Raw genomic sequence first — 16,485 nt, 5'->3', positions numbered from 1 at the left:
GACTATGCCACGTATTAAAGTATTGCCACATGCAACCATTTGCCCAGAAGGCAAAGAATTTGATGTTGAGACCAATGCCAATTTGTGCGAAAGCCTGTTGGAAAATGGTGTCAAAATTGAACATGCATGTGACATGTCATGTGCTTGTACCACCTGTCACGTTGTGGTACGTAAAGGTTTTGACAGCCTAGAAGACATGGACGATGTTGAAGCAGATTTGCTTGATCGTGCCTGGGGCTTAGAACCTGACTCGCGTTTATGCTGTCAGGTGCGTGTTGTGGATCAAGATCTAGAAGTCGAAATTCCAAAATACACCATCAATCATGCTTCTGAAAATCACTAAGCTGCTTGAATAAAAAACCACGCTTAATGCGTGGTTTTTTTTATTTAAATTGCAATGACTTTGACTAAAATATTTTGCGTTACCTCGAGTTCTTCAGCAGTTTGCTTGCGGTTTAGCTCTTTACTTTTCACTTTAAATTGTAAATTTTGATAGCTAATCGTCTCTGGAATTTGATCAAAATATAAAGCATCAGCCTCGAGTTCTTGTTGAAAGAGCGGCGTTCCTAATTGATAGTCACTACTTTTTAATACCACATATTTTACAATCGTTTTCATGTTATAAACCTACTTTCACTAAGCACTTTATTTTTATTTTTAACAGCTTTTTAAGCTAGATGATACTTATTTTTTTGTAGTTTGTCGTTTTTATACCCAACCAAGCTGCAGCTGTATTTGTCTTAGGCAATTTATGATTTTTTAATATTTTTAATTCCTTAAATGACTTATTTAAGACGTATTTTTGTTTTATGCTGATGCCTACTCATACTATTTATTAAAATAAAATGCTAAAAATTTGTTGTGATGATTTAGAACGATACGGCCTAAAAATTGCTTTTATTGAAAGTGCCAGTGCTGGCTATTTAGCAAGTCAATTTGCCTTATATAAGAATACCGGCACCAATATCTTGTTAGGTGGTCTGGTATGTTATGATCCATGGGTCAAAGAAGAAATCTTAAATATTCCTAAAGCCTTCATACAACGTTATAGCGCTGAATCTTTACAGGTCACTGAGGCGATGGCAGCAGCTGGACAACGCTTGTTCCCTTGTGCTGATATTGTAGTTGCCTGCACCGGTCTTTTAAAACCGGGTGGCTCTGCAACTCTGGATAAGCCTGAAGGTACCTTTTTTATTAGCTTAGCCTATCAAGGCGATATGATTAGTCAGCGCTATTATTTTAAACATGCGCCTAGCTTACGTTTAAACGCCTTAATTTCAGCAGTATGTCAACTTTTAATCAACACATTACAACAACATAATCTTGCTACGCCTTCTTCTTAAAATACTCAATTCACAATAACAGAGGATGTTAAAGATGAACATTAGGATTTTATTATTGAGCTTATCGGCTCTGCCGAGTGTAACTTTCGCTACAGTAGGTGGACCACAAACCATTGAGGTACTAGGCTATGATGCAGCAGATCAAAAGGTCTATATTTTACGACATTTTCATGATGGACGCGGACGCCTGCCGCAACTCTCTTATTATCTTCTCGCCAGTCCACAAGCACAGCAACGCATTGACGTTACTTCACTGTATATCCATCCTCAGACCCAAAAAATCGATGTCGACCAAGAGCCAACCCGCTTCAATCAGGCTTTAGCCCAAATTCAAAAACGCTTACAACCTTTACCAAAGATTCCAACCCGCTCATTACAACTCAATGTTATACAACGCCTACAACGCAGTGTTGCGTCCCCTATGGACCCCTCTAGCAATCTCAGGCAGTATCAATATTGTTACCAACTACAAACCGCTACATTGCGTAGCGCTATAGACTACGCCATCAGTTACCAGCCTGATCTTGCCATTAGTCAGAGTTATAAGATTCCTCAACATAATAAAGTGTTGGCTGTAGTCAAGTATCAAGGTATTGCCATTGAAGGCGGCTATAGTGTAGAAGATGCCCTTATTTTAAAATAAATCACATCTCTAGCGCATTGATTTGGACTTTTATTTTAAGCCAATACGGCTAAATCATGGCTTTTGCAGTAATTGATAGATTTTTTTGTTATGATCACTCCTATGCCTTTATCCATGATTTATTTTGGTGTTTTCTACCTCTATGCCTGATTTTGAGCACATTGAACCGTTACGCGACATGCCCCAAACGAAACGTGGGCATGAGCGTTGTCTTGCCCTGTTACTCAGCGCCAATCGTCTATTTTTAGAAAAAGGCTATGATGCAGTGTCTTTAGACGATATTGTCACTCATGCAGGGGGTTCAAAAGCTTCTATTTATAAGTATTTTGGCAATAAAGAAGGCTTGTTTACAGCAATTTGTGATTACCGCTGTGAACAATTTTTTAAAGATATTTGTTTACCCTTTATTCAAGCCGATCAAGATTTAAGAACCTATTTAATTGACACATTGGTTCGTTTTTATTTACACATTATCCAGCCAGAGAATGCCGCCTTTTTACGTTTAATTTTGGAACAAAGTCAACGTAATACTGAACTTGCAATTTATATTCATGAACAAGGCCCAAAGGAACTGCAGCAAAGTTTGGCACATGCTTTACAAGTCGCTCATGATAAGCAGTATATTGTCTGTAAAAACCCGATTTACTCAGCCCAAATGTACTTTGGTATTTTGCGTAATTTGGAATGGCGCGTGCTTTTAGGTCTACCCCTACCCCAGCCTTGCGAAAAAATTGATCAAGAAACACTCGAATACATTCATTATTGTGTTGATATGTTCCTAGACGGTCATCAAAAGGTCTAGTTTTTTTGCAATTTCACCTGCATATAGTATATTAATCGATTCCCTATTTTTGTTTAACCAACCAACAACTAATTGTTGTTTCCTTTGAAACTTAGCAATTATTGTGGAGTAACGAATGGCTCTACGTCACTTTTTAACCCTACGCGACTTATCGACTTTAGAACTGAACCAAATTGTGCAACGCGGTATTGAACTTAAGCGTATGCAACATAATAACCAAGTGTTCCAACCATTTACTGGCAAAGTCATGGGCATGATTTTTGAAAAATCGAGCACACGTACTCGCGTTTCGTTTGAAGCAGGCATGAGTCAATTTGGTGGTAGCGCGATTTTCTTATCTTCACGCGATACGCAATTGGGCCGCGGTGAACCGATTGAAGATTCTGCCCGCGTGATTTCAAGCATGCTGGATATTGTCATGATCCGCACCTTTGGTCATGACATTGTTGAACGCTTTGCCTCGTATTCTAAAGTACCGGTGATTAATGCCTTAACCGATGATCATCACCCATGCCAATTGTTGGCAGACATGCAAACCTTTGTTGAACACCGCGGTTCAATTCAAGGCAAAACAGTGGCTTGGATTGGTGATGGCAATAATATGTGTAACTCATATATTGAAGCTGCACATATGTGGGGCTTTAAACTAAAAATCGCTGCGCCTAAGGGCTATGAACCGCAAGAAAAATTCCTAAGTGAATTTGCGCACTGTGTAGAATTAGTTGATTCAGCTGAAGATGCCGCTGTCAACGCTGATCTGATTGTGACCGACGTTTGGGCGAGCATGGGTCAAGAAGAAGAGCAAAAAATCCGTGAAAAAGCCTTTGCTGATTATCAAGTCAATGAACGCCTTATGGATTTAGCCCATCCTGATTGCTTATTCATGCATTGCTTACCTGCACATCGCGGTGAAGAAATTTCTGAAAATATGCTTGATCACAAAAATGCGGTGGTATGGGATGAAGCAGAGAACCGCTTACATGCACAAAAAGCCTTGGTTGAATTTTTAATTAATGAGAACTTAAAAAAAGATTAATTTTTCTTTAATTAAGTTCACAAAAAGAAGCATCCCTTAGGGGTGCTTTTTTTTATTTTTGCGGCATAATGAAATCAGCCCCATGCTAGGTGATGTTATGCAATTATTAAAAAAAACAGTGCTGTTGAGTTTAAGTCTTGTGCTGTCGGCACCTGTACTTGCAACCGAATTTGATCAATATTTACAACAACAGAAAATCATTGATCACAAGTTTAAAATTAAAAATTCAAAGCAACTTAATGATTTATTAACTGTACTCAGTGCCGAGGACTCTCGCACCCTGCCCTTACAAATTGATCAAAATACTGTAATTGAAAAGCTGCAATTATCCAGCAGTAAAACACAATTGACAGGTTTAATTGTGACACCCGATTTTGAGCAATTTGAGCGTGATTTAGGACGCGCTGAAGTACAGAATTTAATTAAAAAGAATTTAAGTCAAAATTGCGAAATTTTCTTTGAGCATGAGTATCAACGTGCCAATCCTTATCGTGTGGTGTTAAATTTAAGCTCTGCTCAACATCAATATACGGTGGAATTAAAACAAAAAGACTGTGCGTTTTAACGAAGCAAGCCTTGGGGTTGTAAAATAATCACCAAGGCACCGCCTATTACAATCAAGCCACCCAGCACATCCCAACGACTCAGAGCCATACCGTCCACATACTTTAACCACAGCAAAGCCGTAGCAATATAGATACCGCCATAAGCGGCATAGATGCGCCCAGAGGCTGCAGGATGTAAAGTTAATAACCAAACAAAGGCCATTAAAGCCAAAGCTGTTGGCAACCATAACCAGTGGGACTTTTGCTGATTTAAGATTAAATAAGGGAAATAACATCCCAAGATTTCCATCACTGCGGTGATAAAAAACAAGCCCAAAGTACTTAACAGTTTAGTCAGCTGAATGTCCATAAATGCTCAAATATAATGTTCATAAAAAAACCCATGCGTACATGGGTCTTGTATAGGGCCTAGCAATTAAGCAGGTTCAGCTGTTTGGTCTTCAAACACTTCGAGTTTGAGTCCTACTGCTTTGCCATTTTCTTTTTTCACAGACACGGCAACATTCCCACCATGGTCCGCCAGTTCACCAAATAGAATCATTTCAGCTAGTGGCTTTTTCAGATGCTCTTGAATCAGACGCTGCATTGGACGTGCACCCATGAGACGGTCGTAACCATGCTCCACCATCCACTCACGCGCATCTTGATCAACTTCAAGAACTACACGTTTCTCATCTAGCTGAGCTTGCAGTTCAGTTAAGAACTTATCTACCACACTTTCAATCACAGAGGTTGGTAAGGCTTGGAATTGAATTACGCTATCTAAACGGTTACGGAATTCAGGTGAGAATGCCTTTTTCATGGCATCAGTATTGTCTTTGCTATTGTCTTGCTCCACAAAACCAATGCTGGTACGAGAAATACTTTCTGCACCTACGTTGGTGGTCAGTACTAATACCACATTACGGAAATCAGATTTACGACCATTATTGTCGGTTAATGCACCATGATCCATAATTTGTAGCAATAGATTAAAGACATCTGGATGGGCTTTTTCAATTTCATCGAGTAATAACACACAATGCGGATTTTTATGAATCGCATCGGTCAATAAACCACCTTGATCAAAACCTACATAACCTGGAGGTGCACCAATTAAGCGTGATACTGCATGGCGCTCCATATATTCAGACATGTCAAAACGTACTAATTCCACGCCTAACAATTTGGCCAGCTGTTTGGTGACTTCAGTTTTACCCACCCCAGTTGGCCCAGCAAATACAAAACTACCGACAGGTTTATCAGGTGATTTTAGCCCGGCACGCGACAGTTTAATCGCTGAAGCTAAAGCCTCAATCGCTTCATCTTGACCAAACACCACTCGTTTTAAATCGCGCTCTAAATGACCCAAAACGGTTTTATCATCTTTAGACACAGTTTTTGGTGGAATACGTGCAATTTTTGATACGATGTCTTCGATATTTTCCACTGTGATTAAGGTATCGTCTTGTTCTGCTTTTAAGCGACGCTGCGCGCCTGCTTCATCAATAACATCAATGGCTTTATCAGGCAAGAAACGATCATTAATAAATTTAGCCGATAATTCAACCGCAGCAATTAAGGCGCTGTCATCGTATTCGACATTATGGAAATCTTCGAATTTAACTTTTAAGCCACGTAAAATATCGATGGTTTCATTAATCGAAGGTTCATTGACATCGATTTTTTGGAAACGGCGTGATAAAGCATGGTCTTTTTCAAACACTTGGCGGTATTCTTGGAAGGTAGTCGAACCAATGCAACGTAAAGTGCCATTAGAGAGTGCTGGCTTAATTAAATTCGAGGCATCCATGGTACTGCCCATACTTGAGCCTGCACCAATAATCATGTGAATTTCATCAATGAATAATACTGCATCAGGTTTTTTCTTTAACGCATTCAGCAATTGCTTCAAACGCTTTTCAAAGTCACCGCGGTACTTAGTGCCTGCCACCAAAGCGCCAATATCAAGACTGTAAATTTCAGCATTTTCTAGAGGCTTTGGTGCTTTACCATTGACAATAAGCCATGCCAAACCTTCAGCAATTGAGGTTTTACCCACCCCAGGATCACCCACCAACAGCGGGTTATTTTTACGACGACGACATAGGATTTGTGCCGCACGTTCGATTTCTTTTTCACGACCAATTAAAGGATCTGTTTTGCCTTTTTGTGCTTCAAGATTTAGATTTGTGGTATAGAGCTCAAGCGGACCCGAATTGGTAGAACTGCTCGTTTCACCATCTAACTCTTCGGTTTCTTCTTCAGGCTGGGCATCTTCCTTACGCGCTCCATGCGATAAGTACTGGGTGAGCGTTAAGCGATTAATCTGATGACGTTTGAGTAAATAGACCGCAAATGAGTCACGCTCTGAATACATGGCCACCAAAATATCTGCACCTTCTACCGTACGATCACCGCCGCTCGATTGCACATGAAAAATGGCTCGCTGCAAAATACGATCAAAACTTTCGGTTGGATGTGGTGCTTGCTCAGCTTGTTCACCCAATTTAGGGGTGTGCTGTTCAATATATTCTTCTAATTCTTTTCTTAAGACGATAATATCCGCACCACAGGCTTTTAAAGCGGTGACCGCAGAATCATTGTCCAATAAGGCCAATAGCAAATGTTCAACTGTTAGAAACTCGTGGCGCTTTTGTCGAGCCATGCTAACAGCCAAACGTAGTGATACTTCTAATTGACGACTGAGCATGCAACCCCCTTAACTTTTCGGCTCAATTTGACACAATAAAGGATGTCCTTGAGCTCTAGCATAATTATTGACTTGGTTGGCTTTGGTTTCTGCAATGTCTCGCGGATAGACCCCAGCTACACCTTTTCCTTCATAATGTACTGTTAACATTACTTGAGTTGCTTGGTCAAGATTCATTGCAAAGTATTGTTGTAAAATTTCGATTACAAAGTCCATTGGCGTGTAATCATCGTTCATTAACAAGACCATATATAACGGTGGACGCTTCAGTTCAGGTGGTGCAGGTTTAACCGCAACATCGCCCTGTTCATCGTGGTGTGGGACTTCACCTAAACGCGGCTCTAGATGCCAATCAACAAAACCTGATTGTTGAAAAGTACTTTTGATTTGATTTAAACATATAGAACGCTGAGAACTTGGCATATGACTCTGATTCACCATTATTGGGCATTAGCTTCGACTTGTGGGATCTCTGCGACAAAGGCAGAGGCTGATTCAATCGCTTGACCACGCGACCAACTAAAACGCTTAGTTACCGGGGTCGCCCCTGTCAAACGAACTTCAATAAATTGTGGCGTAAATCCTTTGGGCATGGTCCAACGACCCGTTAGACGCTCATAATTTTCAAAACCAAATTGATTATCTTCAAGCGGAACGGTCAGCACTTCTGTACCACGAATTAAACGCAGCTCTACACTGCCAGTTGCACGGCGGTTATTGGGACTCACTTGCACCAAATCAATTTGGTATTCATAAGCATTGTCAGGCAAAGATTTAATGCCTAGATTTTGAATGGTGAGGCTTAGACCACCGCGTTGTTTTAATACCTCGCGATAAATGGCACTCATGCCTTCAGCCTGTTGTTGATTGGCTTTGGCTTGATTGACTGCTGCATACAGGTCATTGGAATTGGTCACAGCCACATCACGCTCTTGAATTGCTGCATTTAAGCTTTTATTGAGTGATTCAAGGCTGGCTTTTTGTTTTTGAACTACGTCTACCAGTTGTTCTGCATCCGCATCAAAACCAGTGACCGTTAAGCCCTGACGATGCCCGATTGAATACGCCAAAAAACCACTACTCAGCATCAAAATGGCTGCACCAATTGCGAGTGGTAAATTACCTTGTAACATCGGTTTTTTTTGTGTTGTTGTATTTGAATCGGTGTCTTGCATTGTCATCTCTTACGTCAATTTAAAGCCAAGCACACACATTTAACGGCAAATTTAAATGTGTGTGAAGTGCTAAAGCGTTTCTTATGGTAATAAGCCAATGCCTTCAAGACCAGCATTTTCGCTAAAACCAAACATTAAGTTCATGTTTTGTACAGCCTGACCTGCTGCACCTTTGACTAAATTATCTTGTGCTACCAAAATAATCAGCTTTTGTGGTTGTGGGCGATAGAGTGCAATACGTAATTGATTCGCACCACGTACTGAACGTGTCTCTGGCGAGCTGCCTGCTGGCATGACATCTACAAACTGCTCATTGGCATAGAATGCTTCATATAAGCTTTGTAAATCAGCCTCTTGGCCTTGTTCTGTCAAATCCACATAAATGGTACTTAGCATACCGCGAATCATCGGGACTAAGTGTGGCACAAACACAATGTGATCAAACACACCCTGTTGACCAGAAATATTTTCTAAGGCTTCAACAATTTCAGGATGATGACGATGACCTGCTACGCCATAGGCTTTAAAGTCATCGGCATTTTCTGAATAAATCATGCCCAGACTGGCTTTACGCCCTGCCCCTGAAACACCCGATTTAGCATCAATAATAATACTTTCTGGTTTTACTAAACCTTGCGCTTTTAATACCGGTGCTAAACCTAGCTGTACTGTGGTCGGGTAGCAACCCGGATTGCCAATCACACTCGCCTTTTTAATTTGGTCACGGTTCAGTTCAGATAAACCATAGACAGAGTCTTTTAAAATGTCTGGACAAGCATGTTCTAAGCCATACCATTTTTCAAATTGTTGTAAGTTTTGTAAACGAAAATCTGCTGCTAAGTCAATCACTTTAGTATTGGCTGCAACTAAGGCCTCAGCATGCTGCATAGCCACACCATGCGGGGTCGCAAAAAATACCACATCACATTGCTTTAATTGTTCTAGATTTAAGTCCGAATAGCATAGATCAGTGTGTCCGCGTAGGCTTGGAAACATATCATCTACACGGCGACCCGCTTCCGTACGTGAGGTAAGAAGTGTTACTTGTACATCCGGATGACGTAACAAAAGACGTAACAATTCAACGCCTGTATACCCTGTACCACCTACAATTCCGACAGTAATCACGTGCACAACCTCAATTTATCTCGTTGGTTTTCATCAAGACTTAGTATGACAGGAAGTTGACACAGACAAAACTATTTCCATGCGCTTTGTTGCTATTTAAAGCAACAGATCAACTGAATAATCAAATCAAATGAATAGGTTTTGTTTTTTTGATGAGGTATAAAGTCTACTTAGGCTAAATATAGCTGATATTTTAACGCGCTAAAATTCAATATAAAACATGAATTTGCTGCTGTTTTAAGCATTGACGATGCTGTAAATGATGGGGATCAAACTGTGCCACTAATTGCCAAAAGTCGCGGCTATGGTTCATATGCACAGTATGGGCTAATTCATGAATACAGACATAACGCACGAGTTGTTGTTCACATAATACCAAAGCACTATTGAGCATAATGTTTTTTGTTGATGAACAACTGCCCCAACGGGTCTTGGCCTGACGAATACTACAGCGTTGATAAGGCAAATGAATTTCTGTACTGATGTGCTGCAAAAATAAAGGCAAATGCTGTTTGGCATAGCTAAAAATAAAAGCTTTTAACGCGACTTGTGGCTGTGCTGCATCTAAAAATAGCTGCGGATGATCAAAAATAAAAGCCTGCTTTTGGCTTTGATAGATAATTTGTATCGGCTGTTCTAAATTAAAAAGTTGTAGTTGCTGAAGAGCAATAAAGGGGCTGACGTGTTGTTTCTGCCATGCTTCAATTAACCATGCTTGCGACTGTGCAAGAAAAGCTTGAATATGTTGCTTACGCGCCAAAATAGGTACGGTTAAGCAAATTTTATCAGGATATACCTTTAGTCTAAAACGCTTGGCGCTCAGCTTAGGTTGAATTTGAATGTCAGGTAGAGCGTTATTCATGACTTCGAATCAGGTTTTCCCAAGCCTACACGTAGACTGCTAGACTTGGGAAATTAGCCATTAACGTGCTGTACGTTCTTCAATACCGTTGTCAGTTGCAACAACCGCAATATCGGCTTTATTAATTGCGAAAATACCGTTACATACCACGCCTGGGATGTCATTGATGGTTTTTTCAAGCTCTAATGCATTTAAGATATTTAAGTTATGTATGTCTAAAATCACGTTACCGTTGTCGGTAACCACGCCTTCACGGTATACAGGGTCACCGCCTAAGCTCACGATTTTACGTGCTACAGCTGAACGTGCCATTGGAATGACTTCAACAGGAAGCGCAAAACCTACACCCAATTGATTGACCCATTTTGAATCATCGACAATACATACAAATTTTTTGGCAATCGATGCCACGATTTTTTCACGTGTTAAGGCAGCACCACCACCTTTAATCATATGTAAGTTCGCGTCAATTTCATCTGCACCATCTATATAGGCATCTAAGCTTGCAACCGAGTTCATGTCGACAACTTCAATACCAAGTTTACGTAGACGTTCTGCAGTTGCTTCTGAGCTTGAAACTGCCGCTTCAAGTTGTAATTCAGGCAACATTTCGATTAAAAAATTGACCGTACTGCCGGTACCTACGCCTAAAATACCGCCTTTTGGTAAATGCTTTAACGCAGCTTGGGCAGCTGCTTTTTTCTTTTCATCTTGGGTAGTATATAGGCTCATCGCTTTACTCGACTAAAATTTGACCTTTGTTGCTGATTTTTCAGCCCAAAAAGACAGGGGTTTGTTACAATAAGCCCCTATTTTAAACTGTTAGATGGAAGATTAACATGCTGTCTCGTTTGGTTCGACAAATTTTACAGGCAACGGTGTATGACGTTGCAATCGAAACCCCACTCGAAGCAGCGCCTCGAATTAGTGAGAAGCTTAATAATAATATTCGCTTTAAACGGGAAGATTTACAGCCGGTATTTTCATTTAAGCTGCGTGGTGCCTATAACCGTATTAGTCAATTAAGCAAAGAGCAGCTCGAGCGTGGTGTGATTACTGCCTCTGCCGGCAACCATGCCCAAGGGGTCGCGTTATCGGGTAAAAAGCTGGGTATTCGCGCCATCATCGTGATGCCAAAAACCACACCGGATATTAAAGTCCAAGCGGTAAAACGTCTAGGCGGTGAAGTGGTCTTACATGGCGACTCGTTTGATGTGGCCAATAAATATGCCATTGCCCGTGCAGCTGAAGAAGGCATGACTTTTATTCCACCCTATGACGATGAGTTGGTCATGGCTGGTCAAGGCACCATTGCCAACGAGATTTTACGTCAATGGCGTGATGTCGAATATGTTTTTGTTGCCGTTGGCGGCGGCGGTTTAATCGCAGGCGTTGCAGCCTATTTAGGCGATGTTGCGCCACACGTAAAAGTCATTCCTGTTGAATATGATGAGTCAGCTTGTTTAAAAGCAGCCCTAGAAGCGGGTGAGCGTGTCATTCTTCCATCTGTAGGTTTATTTGCCGATGGTACTGCTGTTGCACAAATTGGTGAAAAACCGTTTGAAGTGATTCGTCTACAAAAATCAGACAACTCAGGTCCAATCGTGGAGCCTGAAGTGGTCTTGGTCAATACCGATGAAATCTGTGCTGCAGTCAAAGATACCTTTGATGAATGTCGTAGTATTGTTGAACCCTCTGGTGCTATGGCATTGGCGGGTATTAAGAAGTATGTTGAAAAACATAACTTACACGGTAAAAATATGGTGTCGATTGTCTGCGGTGCCAATATGAACTTTGACCGCTTACGTTATATTGCTGAACGTACTGAGCTCGGTGAGCGCCGTGAAGCAATTTTTGCCGTGACCATTCCAGAAGAAAAGGGCTCGTTTTTAACATTCTGCCGTGCCTTACAAGGGCGTAATATTACTGAGTTTAACTACCGTGCCAGTGGTGCCACAGCCGCGCAAGTCTTTGTTGGGATTAGTCTTAAAGGCGGCGAGAAAGAGCGTCAAGACATCTATACGGCGCTAAAGACACAATATGACGTAGATGACTTATCTGATGACGAAATTGCTAAACTGCATATTCGTTATTTAATTGGCGGTCATGCTGATCTTGCCAATGAACGTTTATTCCGTGTGGAATTCCCTGAGCGCCCAGGTGCATTACTGATGTTCCTAGAACGCCTTGGTCCAACACATAACATTACCCTATTCCACTACCGTAACCACGGCGCTGCAGAAGGTCGTGTCTTGGTGGGTCTAGAAGCGACCGACGCACAGCAAAATCCAGATGGTCTCATCGAAACTTTAGAGAGCATCACCTACCCATATGACGAAGTAACCAATAACCTAGGTTATCAGCGCTTCTTAAAATAATGCCTCAAAAAACCGCCTGCATGCAGACGGTTTTTTACTCTAACACCAACAACTCTTTGTCTTCACCAAAGGTCTGGGCATAATTTTTTGTTAAGGCATCAAGCAATTCGGGTTGATGCGGCACAATCATCCAATACGGCTCTGTGTACTCTAGCACCACCACCGCCAAATCATAAGGTTCAATAAACACCTTTAAGGTATTTAAAATGACGTTATCGCCAATTTCGCTATCATAAAGCGCCGCCATAGGTGCTGTTTCTTCTTCTCGATCATCATCGTCATACAATTGATAAACACTTTGTAATTCCTCACGAATCTCGTTCTTAAGCTCGTCTAAATCTAAATTGAGTTGTTGTAAACGATAACATTGATCAAGCTGCCTTAAACTTAAATCATTACCATCAAGTGGTTGTAGATGGATGTGATAACTGTTGAGCCAACTCATAAAATGTTCAAAACGATCTAGTTCTTCAGGTAAAGGTACTTTCTTTAATTCTGGAAAGACCAACTGTAGATTTTCATATAAATTCCGAGCCACGCTACACTCCTTGTCTCGCGATAGATCAAAATTAATTATAAAATGCGTCTCCGATGATTTTTCACTGTGATTGTGTTGTTTGTATGCACTTTAGTGGTAATCACTTAACAAAAGATAAGGAACATTGACATGGCCCAATTTGCAGTCATTGGTTTAGGTGGTTTTGGGGCTGCTGTCGCCGAACAATTGATGCAACTCAATCATGATGTGATTGGCATCGATAATGAAAAAAAGTTAGTGGACAATCTTGCCGAAACGATTACCCATGCGGTGATTGCCGATGCTACAGATGAACATGTTTTGGCCGAGCTGAATATCCAAAATTGCGACGCAGCGGTTGTCGCCATTGGTGAAGATATTGAAGCGAGTATTTTATGTGTCCTACATTTAAAAAATTTAGGTCTAAAAAAGATTTGGGTCAAAGCCAACTCGAAAGCACACCATATGATTCTGACCCATTTGGGCGTAGATAAAATCATTCATCCTGAAGAAGATATGGGAATTCGTGTGGCACAATCCTTAAGCTATCCCATGGTCAGCCGTTATATGGCCTTAGATGATGATCAATACTTAGTCCGGATTGAAATTAAAGCCAATATGAATGGGATACGCTTTTACGAATTGATGCGTCATGCCACCGATATTCGCACGATTTTACATAAACGTAGGGCTAGCATTCAGTACAGCATTGACCCACAGCTGATCTTGCAACAAGGTGATATGTTGGTGATTGCCGGCGAATTGCACAATTTACGTCGCCTCTCGCAACGCTTTGTTGATGAGCTATGAAATATTTACAGTATAACTCGCACCATCAAACCATTAACTTAAGTCCGCCAAGTTTGTTGGCGCTGGGTTTTTGTATGTTTATTGCGCTGGGAACTTTATTACTTAAAGCACCCATCTCTCATCACGGTGATATTTCATGGCTAGATGCCCTCTTCACCGCCACGTCTGCGGTGACAATCACAGGATTGTCCGTGGTCAATATTGGTGACAGCTATACCACATTTGGGCAAAGCATCATTATGCTGTTGCTGCAGCTAGGTGGTTTAGGCTTTATGACCTTTGCGATTTTAGCGGCCTTGAGTCTTGCGCCTAAATTAGGACTAAAGCAACAGATGATGGCGCAAGAAAGTATAGGGTATACCAGTTTAGCCAAAGTGGTGCTGACCATTAAAGCGGTGTTTTTTTATTCCTTATTTTTTGAGTTGGTCGGTACGTGTGTATTAACTGTAGCGTGGATGCAAAACTATGACTTTGCTGAGGCGCTGTTTTATGCTGCGTTTTATAGTGTCTCCGCCTTTAATAATGGTGGCTTTGCCTTATTCCCGGGTGGTCTATTAGGTTTTGATGGACAATATATCATTACGCTCACCATTAGTTTTTTATATATTATTGGCGGCATTGGCTTTTTGGTATTACTTGATATTCAGCAGAAAAAACGCTGGAAGAAACTCTCGCCCAATAGCAAATTGGTGCTACTGACCATTTTGGCCTTAAACCTATTTGGCTTTGTTGTGATTTGGGCTTTAGAGGCACAAAATCCCTATACCATTGCGCACTTAAGCCTAGGTGAACAAGCACTACATGCGTGGTTCCATGCTACAGTGCCGCGTTCATCAGGTTTTAATAGCCTCGATATGGCAGAAATTAATGACACCACTGCCCTGATTACCATGTTACTGATGTTTATTGGTGGCGGCTCTTTAAGTACCGCAGGTGGCATTAAGGTGGGTACCTTTATTATTGTGGTATTAAGTGTGCTTAACTTCTTACGTCGCAGTGATGAGTTACGTGTTTTCAACTATGCCATTTCTGAAAAAGTCATTTTTAAGGCCATGGCCGTGGTATCAATTACTTGCATGCTGATTTTTATGGGTGTACTAGGGTTAATGATTTTTGAACCCAAGCAAAGCTTTTTAAATTTATTGTTTGAAGCCGTTTCAGCGGCTTGCACTGTAGGTTTATCACGCGGAATTACGGGTGAACTGAGCCCTATTAGCTTGGTTATTTTAATGTTGTTGATGTTTGCAGGGCGTTTAGGTCCTTTAACCTTAGCTTATTTAATTGCAACACCCAAGAAAACCCGCGTCAAACATGCCCATACCGATATTCAAATTGGTTAAAAAAAGCCGCGTATTCGCGGCTTTTTTCATCTAGAACCAATTTAGCAACGAAACACCAATACCGGCATAGGTTGCACGATGATTGTAATCAATTAAGCTTTCACCATAGCCATCAAACAATTGGAAATGACCGCGCAGTTTACCGCTAATTGGGAAGGCCCAATCAAATTGCATTGCACCGTGAGAATCTTCGCCACCTTGTAAGCTATGACGCAGCATTAAAGAAAAGTCATGCTCGTTCCAACGGTAAAAAGCCGTTAAATCACCACGACCTACATAATCATCCATATCGGCATTATTATCATCTGAGCTGTCTTCACTAATGCGATACCACGGACGTAGCATTAAAGCAAAGTTATCACGCTCAAAGCCCACATTCAGCATAATGCGGTTCCAACTACGCGATAAAGGATCTGAACGTCCATTAGACTGATGATTAAAGGTTAAACCCAATAAACGTCCACTTAAACCAAAAATCTCGTAATTGGTACGGAAGATTAAACTGGCCTCTGGTTCGTAATTGGTCTCACGAAACGGACGTGATTCATCTTCGTTATAGACTTGCCAACGTGATGATTGAGTGTAGCCTAACCAAAGATCACCGTTATCGCCAATTAAGTTTTCCATGGCCTTGGTTTTAAAGGACAATTGAAACTTCGCCTCGGTGGATTTAAGATTCTGCTCATCACCCACCTTGACTGTGTTGTCTGGATTAGGACTGGTTGGACGCTCATTCTTGTCTGTCGTCGTAAATACAGGCAATAAATACACCGGTTGGTATTCACGCAAGTTCCATGTACCGAGTTTACTATTAGGCGACAGCTCCCAGCGTTGGTCCAGTAAAGATGTGGCTGGGTTAATGTCTGCTGCTTTAACCGGCACCACTTCTTCAGCTTTATTGCGGACCTTTTCTGTTAAGCTAACAGGTGCTGCAGCGAGTGCTTTAGCCGCCTCACGCTCTGACACTAAACTTTCAGTGGGTGTAGCAGGCTTAAATAACTGATCATAACAGCTTAAGCGTTCTGAATTCGAGCTCAGTGCCGCACATGCGTGCGCACTGGCGGGTTGTAGAGTCGCTACATTGGGTTCAGCAGCATATATATGTGTCGCAGTCCCTAGGCTTAGCATTGAAATGCCAAGCCAAATTGGGCTGCGCTCAACAACCTTGAGCGCCATAGGCTTCCCCTTTTATT

19 protein-coding genes are annotated in these 16,485 nt (G+C 41.3%); 9 read left to right on the top strand and 10 right to left on the bottom strand.

The features are described 5' to 3' along the window. The first annotated feature begins 4 nt into the window (after positions 1–4). On the top strand, positions 5–343 hold the full coding sequence (gene fdx, locus AC5YCI_RS10545; protein ID WP_496129671.1) for an ISC system 2Fe-2S type ferredoxin: 339 nt from the start codon (positions 5–7) through the stop codon (positions 341–343). Positions 344–387: 44 nt separating this feature from the next. Here fdx and AC5YCI_RS10540 read toward each other — a convergent pair whose 3' ends face one another. Continuing rightward, positions 388–618: a hypothetical protein gene (locus AC5YCI_RS10540; RefSeq protein WP_496129672.1), complete on the bottom strand. Its 231-nt coding sequence runs from the start codon at positions 616–618 to the stop codon at positions 388–390. 227 nt (positions 619–845) lie between these two features. Here AC5YCI_RS10540 and AC5YCI_RS10535 point away from each other — a divergent pair, with 227 nt between their 5' ends. The 5 genes from AC5YCI_RS10535 (at position 846) to AC5YCI_RS10515 (ending at position 4,389) form a co-directional block, all read left to right on the top strand. Then, positions 846–1,343, top strand: coding sequence for a CinA family protein (locus AC5YCI_RS10535; protein ID WP_496129673.1), 498 nt, complete (start codon positions 846–848; stop codon positions 1,341–1,343). Between the two features lie 34 nt (positions 1,344–1,377). Beyond that, entirely contained in the window at positions 1,378–1,986 is a 609-nt protein-coding gene (locus AC5YCI_RS10530; RefSeq protein ID WP_496129674.1) for an aminotransferase, read from the top strand. Positions 1,987–2,128: 142 nt separating this feature from the next. Continuing rightward, complete coding sequence (locus AC5YCI_RS10525) at positions 2,129–2,788, top strand: TetR/AcrR family transcriptional regulator (protein ID WP_496129675.1); 660 nt, start codon at positions 2,129–2,131, stop codon at positions 2,786–2,788. 115 nt (positions 2,789–2,903) lie between these two features. Beyond that, the gene (gene argF, locus AC5YCI_RS10520) at positions 2,904–3,824 is read left to right on the top strand and encodes an ornithine carbamoyltransferase (protein ID WP_496129676.1); all 921 of its coding nucleotides are present in this window, start codon (positions 2,904–2,906) and stop codon (positions 3,822–3,824) included. Positions 3,825–3,921: 97 nt separating this feature from the next. Next, positions 3,922–4,389: a hypothetical protein gene (locus AC5YCI_RS10515; protein ID WP_496129677.1), complete on the top strand. Its 468-nt coding sequence runs from the start codon at positions 3,922–3,924 to the stop codon at positions 4,387–4,389. Here the strand turns inward: AC5YCI_RS10515 and AC5YCI_RS10510 are convergent. The 7 genes from AC5YCI_RS10510 to rpiA form a co-directional block, all read right to left on the bottom strand. Further along, on the bottom strand, positions 4,386–4,739 hold the full coding sequence (locus tag AC5YCI_RS10510) for a YnfA family protein (protein WP_496129678.1): 354 nt from the start codon (positions 4,737–4,739) through the stop codon (positions 4,386–4,388). The two genes, AC5YCI_RS10515 and AC5YCI_RS10510, sit on opposite strands and share 4 nt — an antisense overlap. Positions 4,740–4,805: 66 nt before the next feature. Next, on the bottom strand, positions 4,806–7,082 hold the full coding sequence (gene clpA, locus AC5YCI_RS10505) for an ATP-dependent Clp protease ATP-binding subunit ClpA (RefSeq protein WP_496129679.1): 2,277 nt from the start codon (positions 7,080–7,082) through the stop codon (positions 4,806–4,808). A gap of 9 nt (positions 7,083–7,091) precedes the next feature. Next, positions 7,092–7,505, bottom strand: coding sequence for an ATP-dependent Clp protease adapter ClpS (clpS, locus tag AC5YCI_RS10500; RefSeq protein WP_496129680.1), 414 nt, complete (start codon positions 7,503–7,505; stop codon positions 7,092–7,094). Positions 7,506–7,522: 17 nt separating this feature from the next. Further along, positions 7,523–8,257 (bottom strand): DUF6776 family protein, encoded by a 735-nt coding sequence (locus tag AC5YCI_RS10495; RefSeq protein WP_496129681.1) that lies wholly within the window; start codon positions 8,255–8,257, stop codon positions 7,523–7,525. 81 nt (positions 8,258–8,338) lie between these two features. Beyond that, positions 8,339–9,391, bottom strand: a complete 1,053-nt coding sequence (gene argC, locus AC5YCI_RS10490) for an N-acetyl-gamma-glutamyl-phosphate reductase (protein WP_496175511.1) — start codon at positions 9,389–9,391, stop codon at positions 8,339–8,341. Positions 9,392–9,593: 202 nt separating this feature from the next. After that, positions 9,594–10,247, bottom strand: coding sequence for a YgjP family zinc-dependent metalloprotease (locus tag AC5YCI_RS10485; RefSeq protein ID WP_496129683.1), 654 nt, complete (start codon positions 10,245–10,247; stop codon positions 9,594–9,596). 60 nt (positions 10,248–10,307) lie between these two features. Next, entirely contained in the window at positions 10,308–10,979 is a 672-nt protein-coding gene (rpiA, locus tag AC5YCI_RS10480; RefSeq protein ID WP_496129684.1) for a ribose-5-phosphate isomerase RpiA, read from the bottom strand. Between the two features lie 107 nt (positions 10,980–11,086). Here rpiA and ilvA point away from each other — a divergent pair, with 107 nt between their 5' ends. Beyond that, the gene (gene ilvA, locus AC5YCI_RS10475; protein ID WP_496129685.1) at positions 11,087–12,625 is read left to right on the top strand and encodes a threonine ammonia-lyase, biosynthetic; all 1,539 of its coding nucleotides are present in this window, start codon (positions 11,087–11,089) and stop codon (positions 12,623–12,625) included. A 34-nt stretch (positions 12,626–12,659) separates the two neighbouring features. On the opposite strand, the gene AC5YCI_RS10470 is transcribed toward ilvA, so the two are convergent. Continuing rightward, the gene (locus AC5YCI_RS10470; RefSeq protein WP_496129686.1) at positions 12,660–13,163 is read right to left on the bottom strand and encodes a hypothetical protein; all 504 of its coding nucleotides are present in this window, start codon (positions 13,161–13,163) and stop codon (positions 12,660–12,662) included. A gap of 129 nt (positions 13,164–13,292) precedes the next feature. Here AC5YCI_RS10470 and AC5YCI_RS10465 point away from each other — a divergent pair, with 129 nt between their 5' ends. Continuing rightward, positions 13,293–13,952, top strand: coding sequence for a potassium channel family protein (locus tag AC5YCI_RS10465; protein WP_496129687.1), 660 nt, complete (start codon positions 13,293–13,295; stop codon positions 13,950–13,952). Then, the gene (locus AC5YCI_RS10460) at positions 13,949–15,292 is read left to right on the top strand and encodes a TrkH family potassium uptake protein (protein ID WP_496129688.1); all 1,344 of its coding nucleotides are present in this window, start codon (positions 13,949–13,951) and stop codon (positions 15,290–15,292) included. Before AC5YCI_RS10465 ends, AC5YCI_RS10460 begins: the two co-directional genes overlap by 4 nt. Positions 15,293–15,322: 30 nt before the next feature. Here AC5YCI_RS10460 and AC5YCI_RS10455 read toward each other — a convergent pair whose 3' ends face one another. Then, positions 15,323–16,468, bottom strand: a complete 1,146-nt coding sequence (locus AC5YCI_RS10455; protein WP_496129689.1) for a phospholipase A — start codon at positions 16,466–16,468, stop codon at positions 15,323–15,325. Positions 16,469–16,485 lie beyond the last annotated feature (17 nt).

The organism is Acinetobacter sp. CY17 (assembly GCF_059515825.1).
Note: the sequence above shows the minus strand (reverse complement) of the source record. Positions and strands in the feature narration are given on the sequence as shown.

Excerpts from the sequence above, each read along its gene's own strand:
- AC5YCI_RS10530 (WP_496129674.1), top strand. The coding sequence starts at position 1,378 with ATGAACATTAGGATTTTATTATTGAGCTTATCGGCTCTGCCGAGTGTA.
- AC5YCI_RS10540 (WP_496129672.1), bottom strand. The coding sequence starts at position 618 with ATGAAAACGATTGTAAAATATGTGGTATTAAAAAGTAGTGACTATCAA.
- AC5YCI_RS10510 (WP_496129678.1), bottom strand. The coding sequence starts at position 4,739 with ATGGACATTCAGCTGACTAAACTGTTAAGTACTTTGGGCTTGTTTTTT.
- AC5YCI_RS10455 (WP_496129689.1), bottom strand. The coding sequence starts at position 16,468 with ATGGCGCTCAAGGTTGTTGAGCGCAGCCCAATTTGGCTTGGCATTTCA.
- AC5YCI_RS10460 (WP_496129688.1), top strand. The coding sequence starts at position 13,949 with ATGAAATATTTACAGTATAACTCGCACCATCAAACCATTAACTTAAGT.
- AC5YCI_RS10535 (WP_496129673.1), top strand. The coding sequence starts at position 846 with ATGCTAAAAATTTGTTGTGATGATTTAGAACGATACGGCCTAAAAATT.
- clpS (WP_496129680.1), bottom strand. The coding sequence starts at position 7,505 with ATGCCAAGTTCTCAGCGTTCTATATGTTTAAATCAAATCAAAAGTACT.
- clpA (WP_496129679.1), bottom strand. The coding sequence starts at position 7,082 with ATGCTCAGTCGTCAATTAGAAGTATCACTACGTTTGGCTGTTAGCATG.
- argF (WP_496129676.1), top strand. The coding sequence starts at position 2,904 with ATGGCTCTACGTCACTTTTTAACCCTACGCGACTTATCGACTTTAGAA.
- AC5YCI_RS10495 (WP_496129681.1), bottom strand. The coding sequence starts at position 8,257 with ATGCAAGACACCGATTCAAATACAACAACACAAAAAAAACCGATGTTA.
- AC5YCI_RS10465 (WP_496129687.1), top strand. The coding sequence starts at position 13,293 with ATGGCCCAATTTGCAGTCATTGGTTTAGGTGGTTTTGGGGCTGCTGTC.
- AC5YCI_RS10515 (WP_496129677.1), top strand. The coding sequence starts at position 3,922 with ATGCAATTATTAAAAAAAACAGTGCTGTTGAGTTTAAGTCTTGTGCTG.
- AC5YCI_RS10525 (WP_496129675.1), top strand. The coding sequence starts at position 2,129 with ATGCCTGATTTTGAGCACATTGAACCGTTACGCGACATGCCCCAAACG.
- fdx (WP_496129671.1), top strand. The coding sequence starts at position 5 with ATGCCACGTATTAAAGTATTGCCACATGCAACCATTTGCCCAGAAGGC.
- ilvA (WP_496129685.1), top strand. The coding sequence starts at position 11,087 with ATGCTGTCTCGTTTGGTTCGACAAATTTTACAGGCAACGGTGTATGAC.
- AC5YCI_RS10485 (WP_496129683.1), bottom strand. The coding sequence starts at position 10,247 with ATGAATAACGCTCTACCTGACATTCAAATTCAACCTAAGCTGAGCGCC.
- rpiA (WP_496129684.1), bottom strand. The coding sequence starts at position 10,979 with ATGAGCCTATATACTACCCAAGATGAAAAGAAAAAAGCAGCTGCCCAA.